This is a genomic window from Paenibacillus sacheonensis, assembly GCF_009909195.1.
GTDB lineage: Bacteria > Bacillota > Bacilli > Paenibacillales > Paenibacillaceae > Paenibacillus_Z > Paenibacillus_Z sacheonensis.
Map to the genome: position 1 here is coordinate 1 of NZ_JAAAMU010000025.1, position 13,141 is coordinate 13,141.

The 13,141-nt window shown below is 56.4% G+C and carries 12 protein-coding genes, 16 tRNA genes and 1 rRNA gene; 26 read left to right on the top strand and 3 right to left on the bottom strand.

All coding sequences use genetic code 11. The features are described from left to right. From GT003_RS28530 to GT003_RS28640, 23 genes are all read left to right on the top strand, one after another. Nucleotides 1–148: ribosomal RNA gene (locus GT003_RS28530) — 23S ribosomal RNA — on the top strand; the annotation flags it as partial. A gap of 90 nt (nucleotides 149–238) precedes the next feature. Further along, nucleotides 239–314, top strand: a tRNA-Asn gene (locus tag GT003_RS28535). Between the two features lie 5 nt (nucleotides 315–319). After that, nucleotides 320–410 (top strand) — tRNA-Ser (locus GT003_RS28540). 5 nt (nucleotides 411–415) lie between these two features. Beyond that, a tRNA-Glu gene (locus GT003_RS28545) sits at nucleotides 416–490 on the top strand. A 79-nt stretch (nucleotides 491–569) separates the two neighbouring features. Beyond that, a tRNA-Val gene (locus GT003_RS28550) sits at nucleotides 570–645 on the top strand. 27 nt (nucleotides 646–672) lie between these two features. Further along, a tRNA-Met gene (locus GT003_RS28555) sits at nucleotides 673–749 on the top strand. A gap of 33 nt (nucleotides 750–782) precedes the next feature. Then, a tRNA-Asp gene (locus GT003_RS28560) sits at nucleotides 783–859 on the top strand. 14 nt (nucleotides 860–873) lie between these two features. Further along, nucleotides 874–949: transfer RNA gene (locus GT003_RS28565), tRNA-Phe, on the top strand. A gap of 28 nt (nucleotides 950–977) precedes the next feature. Further along, nucleotides 978–1,053 (top strand) — tRNA-Thr (locus GT003_RS28570). A gap of 4 nt (nucleotides 1,054–1,057) precedes the next feature. Continuing rightward, nucleotides 1,058–1,142, top strand: a tRNA-Tyr gene (locus GT003_RS28575). Nucleotides 1,143–1,153: 11 nt separating this feature from the next. Beyond that, a tRNA-Trp gene (locus GT003_RS28580) sits at nucleotides 1,154–1,227 on the top strand. Between the two features lie 17 nt (nucleotides 1,228–1,244). Beyond that, nucleotides 1,245–1,320, top strand: a tRNA-His gene (locus GT003_RS28585). A gap of 26 nt (nucleotides 1,321–1,346) precedes the next feature. Beyond that, nucleotides 1,347–1,421 (top strand) — tRNA-Gln (locus tag GT003_RS28590). A gap of 5 nt (nucleotides 1,422–1,426) precedes the next feature. Then, nucleotides 1,427–1,501: transfer RNA gene (locus tag GT003_RS28595), tRNA-Gly, on the top strand. Between the two features lie 9 nt (nucleotides 1,502–1,510). After that, nucleotides 1,511–1,584, top strand: a tRNA-Cys gene (locus GT003_RS28600). Nucleotides 1,585–1,599: 15 nt separating this feature from the next. After that, nucleotides 1,600–1,676 (top strand) — tRNA-Arg (locus GT003_RS28605). An 8-nt stretch (nucleotides 1,677–1,684) separates the two neighbouring features. After that, a tRNA-Leu gene (locus tag GT003_RS28610) sits at nucleotides 1,685–1,766 on the top strand. Nucleotides 1,767–2,166: 400 nt separating this feature from the next. Beyond that, on the top strand, nucleotides 2,167–2,460 hold the full coding sequence (locus GT003_RS28615; RefSeq protein WP_161704436.1) for a LiaF transmembrane domain-containing protein: 294 nt from the start codon (nucleotides 2,167–2,169) through the stop codon (nucleotides 2,458–2,460). 60 nt (nucleotides 2,461–2,520) lie between these two features. After that, a complete protein-coding gene (locus GT003_RS28620; protein WP_161704438.1) occupies nucleotides 2,521–3,219 on the top strand; it encodes a PspA/IM30 family protein in 699 nt (232 codons plus the stop codon). Further along, a complete protein-coding gene (locus tag GT003_RS28625) occupies nucleotides 3,216–3,725 on the top strand; it encodes a PspC domain-containing protein (protein WP_161704440.1) in 510 nt (169 codons plus the stop codon). Before GT003_RS28620 ends, GT003_RS28625 begins: the two co-directional genes overlap by 4 nt. 2 nt (nucleotides 3,726–3,727) lie before the next feature. Next, nucleotides 3,728–4,417 (top strand): PspA/IM30 family protein, encoded by a 690-nt coding sequence (locus tag GT003_RS28630; RefSeq protein WP_161704442.1) that lies wholly within the window; start codon nucleotides 3,728–3,730, stop codon nucleotides 4,415–4,417. 103 nt (nucleotides 4,418–4,520) lie between these two features. Then, on the top strand, nucleotides 4,521–5,666 hold the full coding sequence (locus tag GT003_RS28635; RefSeq protein WP_239566148.1) for a sensor histidine kinase: 1,146 nt from the start codon (nucleotides 4,521–4,523) through the stop codon (nucleotides 5,664–5,666). Continuing rightward, nucleotides 5,623–6,300, top strand: a complete 678-nt coding sequence (locus tag GT003_RS28640) for a response regulator (RefSeq protein ID WP_161704445.1) — start codon at nucleotides 5,623–5,625, stop codon at nucleotides 6,298–6,300. The genes GT003_RS28635 and GT003_RS28640 overlap by 44 nt, the downstream gene beginning before the upstream one ends. A gap of 126 nt (nucleotides 6,301–6,426) precedes the next feature. Here GT003_RS28640 and mobB read toward each other — a convergent pair whose 3' ends face one another. Then, nucleotides 6,427–6,969 (bottom strand): molybdopterin-guanine dinucleotide biosynthesis protein B, encoded by a 543-nt coding sequence (gene mobB / locus GT003_RS28645; protein WP_161704447.1) that lies wholly within the window; start codon nucleotides 6,967–6,969, stop codon nucleotides 6,427–6,429. A 133-nt stretch (nucleotides 6,970–7,102) separates the two neighbouring features. Between mobB and GT003_RS28650 the strand changes: the two genes are divergently transcribed. Continuing rightward, entirely contained in the window at nucleotides 7,103–8,461 is a 1,359-nt protein-coding gene (locus GT003_RS28650) for a molybdopterin molybdotransferase MoeA (RefSeq protein ID WP_161704449.1), read from the top strand. Between the two features lie 12 nt (nucleotides 8,462–8,473). On the opposite strand, the gene GT003_RS28655 is transcribed toward GT003_RS28650, so the two are convergent. Together GT003_RS28655 and GT003_RS28660 are read right to left on the bottom strand one after the other, a co-directional pair. Beyond that, on the bottom strand, nucleotides 8,474–9,697 hold the full coding sequence (locus tag GT003_RS28655; protein ID WP_161704451.1) for a hypothetical protein: 1,224 nt from the start codon (nucleotides 9,695–9,697) through the stop codon (nucleotides 8,474–8,476). 370 nt (nucleotides 9,698–10,067) lie between these two features. Continuing rightward, nucleotides 10,068–10,475, bottom strand: a complete 408-nt coding sequence (locus GT003_RS28660; RefSeq protein WP_161704453.1) for a hypothetical protein — start codon at nucleotides 10,473–10,475, stop codon at nucleotides 10,068–10,070. A 120-nt stretch (nucleotides 10,476–10,595) separates the two neighbouring features. Here GT003_RS28660 and GT003_RS28665 point away from each other — a divergent pair, with 120 nt between their 5' ends. Then, nucleotides 10,596–11,423, top strand: coding sequence for a YwmB family TATA-box binding protein (locus GT003_RS28665; protein WP_161704455.1), 828 nt, complete (start codon nucleotides 10,596–10,598; stop codon nucleotides 11,421–11,423). A 135-nt stretch (nucleotides 11,424–11,558) separates the two neighbouring features. Further along, the gene (gene zwf / locus GT003_RS28670) at nucleotides 11,559–13,106 is read left to right on the top strand and encodes a glucose-6-phosphate dehydrogenase (protein ID WP_338046035.1); all 1,548 of its coding nucleotides are present in this window, start codon (nucleotides 11,559–11,561) and stop codon (nucleotides 13,104–13,106) included. The last annotated feature ends 35 nt before the right edge of the window (nucleotides 13,107–13,141 follow it).

Genomic DNA, 13,141 nt, shown 5'->3' on the forward strand with positions numbered 1-13,141 from the left:
GCTGAAAGCATCTAAGCGTGAAGCCCCCCTCAAGATGAGATTTCCCAGTATGTAAGACCCCTTGAAGACGACGAGGTTGATAGGTTCGAGGTGGAAGCGCAGCAATGCGTGGAGCTGACGAATACTAATCGGTCGAGGGCTTATCCTACAAGTTATCCCGTGGCTCAGCTAAGCAAGACACCTTTCGCAAGGTTCATATCCAGTTTTCAGGGTGTAAGCTGCCCGAGTTACATACCGTTCCCTGATAGCTCAGTTGGTAGAGCACTCGACTGTTAATCGAGTTGTCACAGGTTCGAGTCCTGTTCGGGGAGCCATTTCTGGAGAGCTGTCCGAGTGGTCGAAGGAGCACGATTGGAAATCGTGTATACGCTAACCGCGTATCGAGGGTTCGAATCCCTCGCTCTCCGCCAGATATGGCCCGTTGGTCAAGTGGTTAAGACACCTCCCTTTCACGGAGGTAACAGGGGTTCGAGTCCCCTACGGGTCACCATTTTCTTTAGAAATTCTTCAAAAAAAGACTTGCCATCAGGACAAGAAATAAGTTATATTATTACTTGTCGTTCTAACGCGGAGGCTTAGCTCAGCTGGGAGAGCATCTGCCTTACAAGCAGAGGGTCGGCGGTTCGATCCCGTCAGCCTCCACCATAATTGGATAGCAACATTTCTTAATGACGCGGGGTGGAGCAGCCCGGTAGCTCGTCGGGCTCATAACCCGAAGGCCGCAGGTTCAAATCCTGCCCCCGCAACCAATTACCTTCGGTATCATACCGAGACTATAATGTGGAGCCGTGGTGTAGTGGCCTAACATGCCTGCCTGTCACGCAGGAGACCGCGGGTTCGAATCCCGTCGGCTCCGCCATTATAACCAAGTAAGGCTCGGTAGCTCAGTCGGTAGAGCAGAGGACTGAAAATCCTCGTGTCGGCGGTTCGATTCCGTCCCGAGCCACCATTTCAGTCAAGCAATAGTTGTACAATGTGCCGGTGTAGCTCAGTTGGTAGAGCAACTGACTTGTAATCAGTAGGTCGTGGGTTCGACTCCTATCGCCGGCACCATCATGGAGGATTAGTGAAGTGGCTAAACACGGCAGACTGTAAATCTGCTCTCTCTGAGTTCGGTGGTTCGAATCCATCATCCTCCACCACTTTTTTACCTAGGGGCATAGTTTAAGGGTAGAACAGCGGTCTCCAAAACCGTTAGTGTGGGTTCAATTCCTGCTGCCCCTGCCAATTAAATTAGTTATATGGCGATCGTGGCGAAGTGGTTAACGCACCGGTTTGTGGATCCGGCATTCGTGGGTTCAATTCCCATCGGTCGCCCCATTTAACTAAAACAAACAACTAAATGTTGGGGATTAGCCAAGCGGTAAGGCAACGGACTTTGACTCCGTCATCCCTAGGTTCGAATCCTAGATCCCCAGCCATTTATGCGGAAGTGGCTCAGCGGTAGAGCATCGCCTTGCCAAGGCGAGGGTCGCGGGTTCGATTCCCGTCTTCCGCTCCATATTCAAATGGCGCCATAGCCAAGTGGTAAGGCAGAGCTCTGCAAAAGCTCTACCCCCAGTTCGAGTCTGGGTGGCGCCTCCACAAATTCATTACCTTGTGCCCTTAGCTCAGCTGGATAGAGCATTTGACTACGAATCAAAAGGTCAGGAGTTCGAATCTCTTAGGGCACGCCAAAAAGTTAGCCGGCGTGGCGGAATGGCAGACGCGCGCGACTCAAAATCGTGAGGGAAACCGTGGAGGTTCGAGTCCTCTCGCCGGCACCACAATTAAACATCAGTTCCAACCATATAAAACACTGTCTGGATCTTGTCCAGTCAGTGTTTTTGTCTATAGTCTACTTTGTCTTGAAGAACGAGTAGGATACGAACCGTGGAGAAGCCCGAATGCAGTCATACGACTATATTCGGGCTTTATTGATTAGAGATAGAGGTGTAGACGATACACGAGAACGTCGGATACAGTTGAGATGCGAGGATTTTGTCGCTTGTTCAGTCTTAGGGTCTGTGACTGCCCCGCCTGAGGTCTAGGTTCAAATACCGTCGCGGGTCCGTTTTGAAGAGAGCGAAAACAACCTACAATAAGGACATAAGCAAGAAACGAAACACAGCAAGCAAAAATACGTAATGAACGGTAAGAATGAACTTTAGAGAGGCGGTGACATACATGAACGGGAAAAATGCACTTGGCGCAGCATTGGTTGTTATTGGCGGATTGATGGTGATGAAGTTTCTAGGTATTCATCTTGGTTGGATCGTCGGACTATTGATGCCTTTTATCCTCATTGGTCTTGGCGTTGTTGGAGTTCGGAACAACAGCAAGGTGGTTGGAGCGATTCTGATCGTAGTTGGCGGATTGATGCTGCTTCCAAAACTTTTCGGACTGCTTTCTCTACTGATTGCACTCGCATTGATCGTTGCTGGCGTAGCAATGTTCAAAAATCGTCAGAACCGCGTGTAACGAATTGAAATTGGCAGCAATAAACGTATTCGAATGTTTGGAACGAAGGAGGATCGAGCAATGAGCATTATGCGAAGAGTAAGGGACATGACGGCTGCTACGCTAAACGAGCGGCTGGAGAAGGCCGAGGATCCCGTAAAGCTGATCGATCAGTTTCTGTGGTCGACACGAGAGGAAATCATTCAAGCCGAGAAGCTGTACCAACAATGCTCGGGTCATGGCAATCATCTGAAAATGCAATGGCAGCAAGCGGAGCAACTGAAAGAAAAGCGCGAGCAGCAAGCGATCATCGCGCTCAAAGCCGGCGAGGAGCATGTAGCGCGAATCGCCTTGATGGAGAAAGCATCCAGCGAAGAGCGGGCTGTGCAGTACCGCGAGCTATATGAACAAGCCGCACAAAGCATCAGAGAGCTGGAAGAACAGCTTCGCGAACTGCGCAGCGAGTATCAGAGCGTTTACGATAAGCGGGAGTATTTTGCGGCACGGATGGAGTCGTTACGACTGCAGCAGCGGTTGAACGAGCGATATGCGCAGAACGGCGTATTCAATTCGGCACCAGGCCAGCAATCTTCCGGTATCTTCCGCAGGCTGGATGACCGAATCAGCGACATGGAGCTGGAAGCCCGCAGTCTTCGCGATTTGCGCAAAGCAGGTCAAGAGTGGATTACCGGTGCAGGACAATCGGTGCAAAACGTCATCGAGCGCGAGATGGAGCAACTGAAGCGCAAACTGCAGCAGGAAGGATGGAAATCGCAATGAAGAAGCTGTATCGATCGCGACGCGACAAAAAATTGTTCGGCCTCTGCGGCGGTCTAGCCGAAATGCTGAACGTAGATGCGACGCTGGTTCGAATTCTGCTGATCGTCGTCACGGTCTTTACGAGCGGCGCATTGATTTTGGTTTATATATTGGCAGGGTTGGTCGTGCCGCAAAATCCGTATGATTTTGGCGGCGGCTACGGATCGGGCAAGAACGGTTTCGGCGGCGGATGGAACAACCCTAACAATGGACCGTTCGGCGGCGGCAGCAACTTCGGCGGCGGTCAAGGATTTGGCCCCGGCACTGGCGGGCCCTACGGAAGTTCGTATGGCGGCCAATCGCAGCCGGGTCCAACTTGGCAGAAACCGCCGGCACAAACGACAGCGCAGCCTGCCTCGAATATCGATGCGATGATGGAAGATCTGGAGAAACGCGCGCTGAAGAAGGAAATCGAAGAGCTTCGCGCAAAACTGGCTAAACACGAGAACGAGAAGGGAGATGTTTAAGAATGAGTATTTTCAAACGCATGAAAGACATGACGAAAGCGTCCGTTCACGAACTGCTCGACAAAATGGAAGATCCAGTCGTGATGTTGAATCAATATTTGCGGGACATGGAGGCTGAGATCCATGCGGCGGAACTGACGGTCGCGAAGCAGATGGCGAACGAGCGTCGTATGCTGCAGCGCCTGGAAGAAGCGACGAGAAGCGGCGCGGATCGCGAGGGTAAAGCGGAAACCGCTCTACGGGCCGGGCAAGAAGAGCTGGCACGCAAGCTGCTGGAGGAGAAAATTTTCTTCGATCAGAAGATCGTCGAATACACAGAGCTGCACGTAAATGCCAAAACGCAGGCTGAAGAACTGATGAGCCAATTGCACGGCATGAAGGATGAATACTACCAGCTTCGCAATAAACGCAACGAGCTGGCCGCCCGCGCCCAAATGGCGAAGGCGAAGAAGCAAATGGCGCAGGTTTCCTCGGTGCACACGATCGAAAGCGGCAATGCTTCCCGCGGCTTCAGCCGTATGGAAGAGAAGATCATGCAGTTGGAAGCAGAAGCTGACGTCATGCGCGTACCATTCGGGTCCTATAATGGACCGGCGGCGGCTGCGGGATCGGTCGATCCTTCGAAGCAATTGAAGGTCGAAGAGCAGCTGCAAGCGCTGAAAAGCCGTTTGAACCCGCCTGTCGTTGAATAACGTCGCAAGTTAGAATCATACACTATGCCATGGTCGATGCGCAGCGCTGGCATCGGCCACAGGTATGTTTTTGCGCGTTCATACATAGGGAGGAGGAACGGACTTGAGCGATCCATCGTCTTCGTCAAATCGCGATGAGCCGTTGAAGCCGTCCGAACGTCCGATGCCGCCGTCAGATCGGGGCGGACTACCGGCGGCTTATCGCAACGAAGCGCCGCCGGCGCTTGTCCAAGCTGCCGAGAAACGCAAAAACGCAGCAGAGACGGTTCTATGGCTGTTCGTCATCTTGGGCTTAAGCGTGCTTGTGCTTCAGGGAACCGGGTACGTGAAGCTCTTTGCCCTCCAAAGCAAGGCGGCGCTCATCGGGCTCTCGGTCATTGCTGCTGCATTGGTGCTCGCCGCGGTGTATAGTTATTTGCAAGGGGTAAAGCTGCGCGCCGCGCTCAAGCGGTTGTCCGACCAACAGCGACGCAAACGTCAACGCGTTACGCTGCCGGCGGAAGGGGACGCCCATGAGGCCGAGGAAACGATGTCCGAGGAGGATGAGGCTTGGACCGAGCAGGTTCGCTTTACGGCGGTCATCGAGGAGCGGCAGCGCCTGGCGCGCGAGCTGCATGATGCGGTCAGCCAGCAGTTATTCGCCATCTCCATGACGGCCACGGCGGTCAGCCGGACGATGGAGAAGGACTGGGAGCGCGCCAAACGCCAAGTGCAGCTCATTGAGGAAATGGCTTCGGTGGCGCAATCGGAAATGCGCGCGCTGCTGCTGCATCTGCGGCCGGTGCATTTGGACGGCAAACATTTGAGTCAGGCGCTGCATAGTCTCGTTGACGAGTTGAAGCAAAAGGTGCCGATGGTAATATCGTTAGAAGCCGATGTTACCGTTCAGCTCGGATCGGAGGCGGAAGATCATTTGTTCCGGATCGCGCAGGAGGCGCTCTCCAATTCGCTGCGGCATTCCAAGGCGGACCAGCTTAATATATACTTGCAGCAGGCAGGAGCTTTCGTGCGTTTGACGGTTCAGGATAACGGTGTCGGGTTTCATGCGGAGGAGAAGAAACAAACGTCGTACGGCTTGTTGACGATGGAAGAGCGCGTAAACGAGCTGGGCGGCTCAATGAAGTTGATTACTTCTCCGGGCAACGGGGTCGTCATCGATATTTGGGTGCCTTCGGCAACCCATGATGGGGGAGGAATTTTAGCGAATGGAAGCGATCGAACAAATGGACAGCATCGAACAGCCTATTAAAGTGCTGCTTGTCGACGATCATGAAATGGTGCGTATCGGCTTGGCCGCCGTGCTGAACACGGAAGACGGGATCGAGGTCGTCGGGGAGGCGAGCAACGGCCACGAAGGGATTCGTTTGGCGCAGGCGTATCGGCCGGACGTCGTGTTGATGGACCTCGTCATGGACGGCATGGACGGCGTAGAGACGACGCGGAGGCTGCTCGAGCTGTACCCGGATTGCAAAGTCATCGTTCTGACCAGCTATCTCGACGATAGCAAAATGTATCCGGTTATCGAAGCGGGCGCTTTCAGCTATCTGCTCAAAACGTCGCGGGCGAACGAAATCGCCGAAGCGATCCGTGCCGCATCCCGCGGGCAGTCGGTGCTGGAGTCGCAGGTGGCGGCCAAAATGATGAATCGTTTCCGCCAGCCGAAAGCCGAGTCCGTCAAGCCGCTGCATGATCAATTGACCGAACGGGAAATGGATGTCCTGAAATGCGTGGGTAAAGGGTTGTCCAATCAAGAAATCGCGGACGAGCTGTTCATCGGCATTAAGACGGTGAAGTTCCATGTGACGAATATCTTCGCGAAGCTGGGCGTGGAAGACCGGACGCAGGCGGCGATCTATGCGCATAAGCAGGGGCTTGCGGAGTAACAGCAAAGACTGCGGGAGCTGCAGATGAATACATGCAGATGGAAAGACGCTTGGGGCAAGCGTCTTTTGTTGTTTCTATGGGATTCAGGCGGTCGCGAATAGGTGGGGGAGGATTGCTTAAAGGCGCTAGAGCGTATCTGGCAGCTTAAGTAAATCGAAGATTACGGCAGCGATGCGCGCGTCGTCGTCGATGGAAAAGGCGGGAAGGACAATATTCGGGCGCAGCGCCTCTGCCTGCGGCCAGACCGCCGCAATCCAGGGATTCGGGAGCTGCAGCAGCTCTTTATCCTGCTCGTTGCGAAGAAGCATGATTTTGGGATAGGGCTCGTGCTTGAAGCCCTCCACGAGAACGATATCGGCATGCTGCATATAGGCGAGCAGTGCGGAGAGCGGCTCGGGACGATTGCTGATGATCGCGCTTCGGGCTGCCGAACTGATCGCGGTCATATCCGCCCCGGCTTCTTGATGCTTCCATGTATCCGTTCCTGGCGTGTCCATGTCGAAATCATGGGCATCATGCTTGACGGTACCCACGACAAGGTCGGCTTGTTTGAGGTGGTGGATGAGCTTGGCGATCAGCGTCGTTTTGCCGCTGTTCTTGTAGCCGACGACTTGGATCACGAGCGGAGCGGCGTTCGAGTGTTTACGGGATGCGAATTGCGATAGCATGGCATGCCCTCTTTCCGTGAAAGTGATCAATTGCGAGATTTTCGACAGGCATAAGTATATCATATGGCGTATCCCCGCATTTGCCGGATTCTGTTACAATGAAAGAAAAACGCGTCATGTCAGTGGAGGTACCATGAACGAGGGGACGTTGCAAGGAGAGGCGCGGTTTCGCAGGCGTGCGATCAAGGTAGACGAGGCCATGCGGCTCGTTATGGAAGCGCTCGAGCTAGGCCGGCAGGAATCCGTGCCGCTGTGGGAAGCCGCTGGCCGCAGGCTGGCGGAGGCGGTCAGCGCGACGACGGACTGGCCGCCTTTTGCGCGTTCCGGAATGGACGGGTTCGCCGTCCGCAGCGCGGACACGGCGCTGGCGTCGCCGGGGGCACCGGCGACGCTGCGCATCGCGGCCACGGTCGCCGCCGGCGCGCTCGCCTCGGCGGACGTGGCCCCGGGCACTGCCGTCCGCATCATGACGGGCGGTGCCGTGCCCCCTGGGGCGGATGCGGTCGTCATGCTGGAGCAGACGACCGACGCCGTGGTTGACGGGCAGCCGGCGGTGCTGGTGAAACGCACCGCCGAGCCCGGGCAGAACATCGCGCCGCGGGGCGAGGAGTTCCGCTGCGGCAGCGTGTTCGCTGGGCCCGGCGAGCTTCTGCGGCCGGGCCATGCGGCACTGCTCGGCACATTCGGCTATGCCCATGTGCCGGTCTATGCGCGGCCGCGCGTCGCGGTGCTCGCGACCGGCGCGGAGCTGCTGCCGGTCGAGGCGCCCCTCGCGCCGGGCCGCATCCGCGACAGCAACAGCGCGATGGTGGCCGCGCTTGTTGCGCAGCACGGGGGCGTGCCGGTCTTGCTCGGCCGTGTGCCGGACGAACCAGGCGCAGCCGCGCAGGCCATTGTGGATGCGCTGCAGCAATGCGATCTCATCATCACGACCGGCGGCGTGTCGGTCGGCGATTATGACGTGATGGCGAGCCTGCTCAGCTTCCTCGCGACGGATCATCCTGCCGGCAAGGAAGCCAGCGCGGCATCCTTCGCCTCTGCTGCGCAAACGGCAGCCAAGCCGGGCCTTCTCCCGCAGGACAGCCGCCTGCTGTTCAACAAAGCGGCCATGCGGCCGGGCGCGCCGACATCCGCCGCGGTCCTTTCCGGCAAGCTGCTGCTCGCGCTATCGGGCAACCCGGGCGCCTGCTTCGTAGGCTTCGAGCTGTTCGCAAAGCCCGCGCTGCAGCGCTTGCAGGGCGCAACGCCGGAGCAAGCCATGCCGAAGCAGGTAACCGCCCAGCTGGCCGGCAGCTTCACGAAAGGAAGCCCGCATGAGCGCTTCGTACGCGCGCGCCTCTATACGGAGAATGCCGTGCTTTGCGCAGCTCCGCTGGGCTTTGGCAAATCGAGCATGATGGCTTCCATTCCGGAGGCGGATGGCTTGATTCGCATTAAAGCCGGCTCCGAAGGAGCAGTGGAAGGCGACATCGTAGACGTCATCGTGCTCTAGAACGGCAGCGTTCTATAGGACGGTATCCATGCGGAATCCGCTCAGACCGACCCGAAGGCGCGGCTCGCTGCTGGCCGTGTAGGTCATGATCTTCTGGAAAACGCCAGCCTTCGCGTTAATGAGCGATCCCGTCGGAAGATCGGCCGTTCGAGAGAGCAAATCTCCGAACGTCGACGCAAATTCGTTCCAGCCTGTCAGCTGTTGTCTCAGGTCCTCAGATGAATTGCTCGCTGCGTTATGCAGTTTCTCTTCATCCAGCTGCCACAACCCGTCCGAGGTTCGGTAAAGACCGGCGGCCTGGGCACCTGGATGAGCCAGCGCAGCTTCAATGCGCTGCAGGGGCCTTGGATCCAAGCTTCCAGCCGCAAGACGATCCGACTCGTGGAGCGCATTCACGCCTTCGGCCAGCTGCCTCAACTGACGGATGAAAGAGGTATGATCCTGCTGCACCTTAACGGTTACAGCGGAGGGGATACGCAAAGCGGAGAGGTCGAGCTGAACCTGGCCGTTGCGTACGGTAATTTCATTGGACGGCGAAGACAGGCTTGGACCGCCGTCAATGGCATACACGGCATCCGAGGCAGGGTTCGCGATGCTGCCGATGCCGGTTGCCCGGACGAGACTGCTGCTTCCGTGGTCCTCCAGCCTGAACGCATGGCCGACGCCGTGGTACAGAGAGCGCAGTTCCAATCTATCCGTCCCCTCTGACGAATCCGTTACAACTTCCGCAGTCAGGCCTAAGGAACTAGCATAAACCGCATCGCGAATCCGCCGAAGAACGGAGCGATTCGTCTCGTTAGGCCGCAAAGTAATCGTGAGCATTGTCTCGCTTCCGGATGCCGTATGCAGGATCAAACGATGTTCGCCCGGCGAAGCGACGGAAGGCGCATTCGCCGTTAAAGCAAAGCTGATATTGCGCTGCGGCCGTGCGAGCGAGAAGGTTTGCACACGAAATGATCCGATGTCGGCGCCATCCTTGGCGCTGCCGGCTACTGCCGCTTCCGAGACTACGATCCGCTTCGCGAAAAGCGGGGCATGGCGGGGTATAAGCGCAGCGGCTGTCCCGCTAAGCGATCTGCAGGCTGCCTGCCAATCGGCAGCAGCGTCCGCGGCAGCCAGAAGCGCTTGTCTAGCATCCGCTGGCAGTGAAGCGGGACTTGCGGCGTAAGCAGGCTTGGGGGCGCGCGATTTCTGGCGTTCGGTCCTCCTGCGATTGTAATCATTTTGCTCGCTCATGTATGGATACATATTGTATCTTTCGACTGGCCAAATGGGCTCGTTCGTACGGCGAACGGTCCCGAATATGGCAGGAACGGAATACGGCATCACCACGACAATCGCCTCCGATCTCGGATTATGTTATTCTTAACATACCAAAAACACCTTTAAACCACTAGTCTTTTCTGACGTTACATTCTGATATGAAGAATCTTTGAACTGGAGCCGAACCAACTTCCCTGCGTTTCGCTTGGAGGATTCCCCTGATCCAATCTGTTACATCGTTTGTCTGGCAAATGGCTTGTCCGGCATGGACGGGTCAAAGTACAGACAAGCTATAGCCCGAGTCCCGCAGCAGCACGCAAGTCTCGGGCATCCGCAATGGTGATTAGATGAGCAGAAACAGAAACGCGATGGAAGCCAGATCGAAAGCGAGCGCTTCGCCGAAGCCGTACCCGCCATATCCGTACCCGCCGCCGTATCCATAAGGATCGCCGTAATAGGGATCGTAGGGGTAGTACGCTTGCGTTTGCGCGGTATCCTTCGTCTTGTTGTCGGCAGCCGATTTTCCCTTCTTCGACTTCTTGCTCTTCTGATTGGTGACTTTGCCCTGCTTGACGCCTGTCGTCGCGTTCGCGTTCGCGGTTACCTCGGGGCGTTCGTTCAACATGACGCGTCCTTCGTGGCAGCGGCTCAAGATTCCGACATGGCGCTTTCCTTCCGTCGTGACGACGCAAACGGGCATGCCGCAAAATTGTTTGATGTTCTCTTCATGTAATGGATAAACTTGTTCCATGATGGTAGTGACACCTCCCCTGGGTTATCTGGTGACAGTGTATTCACCCAGAGGCGGATGCGCATGGATATTTACCCAATTCGCCTTGCAAATGAAGCTGAAGCGAGGAGTGGATGTGCAATGTCATTGAAGTCTCTCGAGCCGGTTCCGATTCGGAAAACGAAGCATAAACGGTTTCCGCAGTTGGGCATCGTCGCGGCACTCGTGATCTTGATCGCTGCCATCGTCTGGGCGCTTACAGCCGGACGAAACGGGGGAGGAACGGGTGAGCAGCGACCGCTCAAAGCCGACTTCGAAACCGTCTGGGCATGGGCCGATGCGGAATACGCCGGCGGTTCGCAAAGCGCCGAATGGGCATTTCGCTGGGACGGTGCCGCAGGCGTGAAGGCCGTGAGAGCTCTCGCAGCCGATCTCGGCTTCAACCTGAGCGGCAAGCTGGCCGAAGGCGGCGGCACGATCGACGTGGTTGCCTCGAATCCCGAGTACGAGATGACGCTGTGGATTCGTTCGCGTCAGCCTTCGGGAGCCATTGCCGATCCTACCGAAGCAGCAAAGGACAAGGAGCTGTACGATATCGTGCTGTTGTTGAATGCGGCCGAGCATTCACGGAAACAGGCGGTAGCGAATGCCATCGCCAAAGTGGAGGACGAGGTTTCAAGGACGGGCCTGGACCTTCGCGGAGGAATGACAGTCAAGGGACTTTCAACCGGCGAAGGCGCGGGGAGCCGAATCGTGAAGGCAGCGGGAGCCTCGGAAACGGAGGCGTATGACGACGGTCATACGAGCAGCTTGACGTATTTCAGTGCAAAGCTCGGGAGCAAGGTTCAGAGCGGGTCGAATTCGGTTAATCTGCAAATTGCGGAGTCGTCTTCGGGTACCGGCGGGGCGCCTCAATTGATCGTCGGCGTGCCCCTTATTACTGGCGATTATGCGCTCCAGGATCCGTAATCCGATACGCGGGCTCATCGTTTTTTTATCCCCGTTTCAATAGCATCTGACGACTTGTTATGCTAAACTACATTAAAAAGCTAAACGCTTAACGCTGCATAAAAATACATACGAAAGAATGAGGGAATAACCTACGTGAGCATACACGATTCAATTGCCGCAGAGGGTGCGGTTTATTATTTATTCGGGGCTACCGGCGACTTGGCTCGCCGCAAGCTGTTCCCTGCGCTGTTCAGCCTATATAAGGAAGGCAAGCTGGCCGAGGACTTCGCCGTTGTCGGCCTTGCGCGCCGTCCGCGCACGGACGAGCAGTTCCGTGCGGACATCTACGAGTCGATCGGCGAGTTTTGCCGATATAAGGCCGACGAGGCGGGTCAGTGGGAACGCTTCGCGTCGCATTTCGTTTACATGTCCCTGGATATCAACAACGTCGACGGTTTCCGGGAGCTGGCTCGCAAATCGGTGGAGCTTGATGCGAAGTTCAACATTCCGGGCAACCGCTTGTTCTATCTGGCGCTGGCGCCGGAGCTGTTCGGTCCGGTATCGTTCAACCTGCGCGACGGCGGCATGCTGGAATCGACCGGCTGGAACCGTCTCGTGATCGAGAAACCGTTCGGCTACGACCTGGAGTCGGCTCGTAAGCTGAACGCGCAGCTCAGCCAGGTGTTCAAGGAAGAAGAGATTTATCGTATCGACCACTACTTGGGTAAGGAAATGGTCCAAAATATCGAGGTTCTGCGGTTCTCCAATGCCTTTTTCGAGCCGCTGTGGAACAATCAGCATATCGCGAACGTGCAGATCTCGCTCTCCGAGACGGTCGGCGTCGAAGAGCGCGGCGGGTACTACGACAAATCCGGCGCCCTGCGCGACATGGTTCAGAACCATATGATGCAGATGCTGGCGATGATCGCGATGGAGCCGCCGAGCCGCCTGCATCCCGAGGATATCCGCGACGAGAAGGTCAAAGCACTTCGGTCGCTGCGTCCGTTCGCATCGGCCGTCGAAGTCAATGCCAATGTCATTCGCGGCCAATACAGCGAAGGCGAGAGCAAGGGCAAGACGCTGGCGGGTTACCGGCAGGAAGATTCCGTCAACCCGCAGTCGTCGACGGAGACCTATTTCGCGGCACGCGTCTATTTGGACAATTTCCGCTGGGCCGGCGTTCCCTTCTATATCCGTACGGGCAAGCGACTGCCGGTCAAAACGACCGAGGTCGTCATCGAGTTCAAAAACGTGCCGGACAATATCCTGTTCGCGCAGAAGCATGATCTGGCGCCTAACCTGCTCGTGATTCGCGTGAATCCGATGGAAGGCATCTATATCAAGATCAATGCGAAAAAGCCGGGCGTCGACAATGTCGTGCAGCCCGTATCGATGGAGTTCTGCCAAAGCTGCATGATCGGCATCAATACGCCGGAAGCGTACGAGCGGCTCATCTACGATGCGGCACGCGGGGAGTCGACCTACTTCACCCGTTGGGACGAAGTGGCTCAAGCATGGTCCTTCGTGGACCGTATCGCCGAAGCATGGCGCGAGGACAACGGCAGCCTTCAATTCTATCCGGCCGGCTCCTGGGGTCCGGCGCGCACGGATGAATTGCTGGCACAAGACGGGTTCCACTGGTGGCCGGTCAACGGGCAGGCGGAAGACAACGTAATTTGGATTTCCGGCGGTCCCAAATAAGATTACGCAAGCGAATAGGCTGCTGCATATGCTGA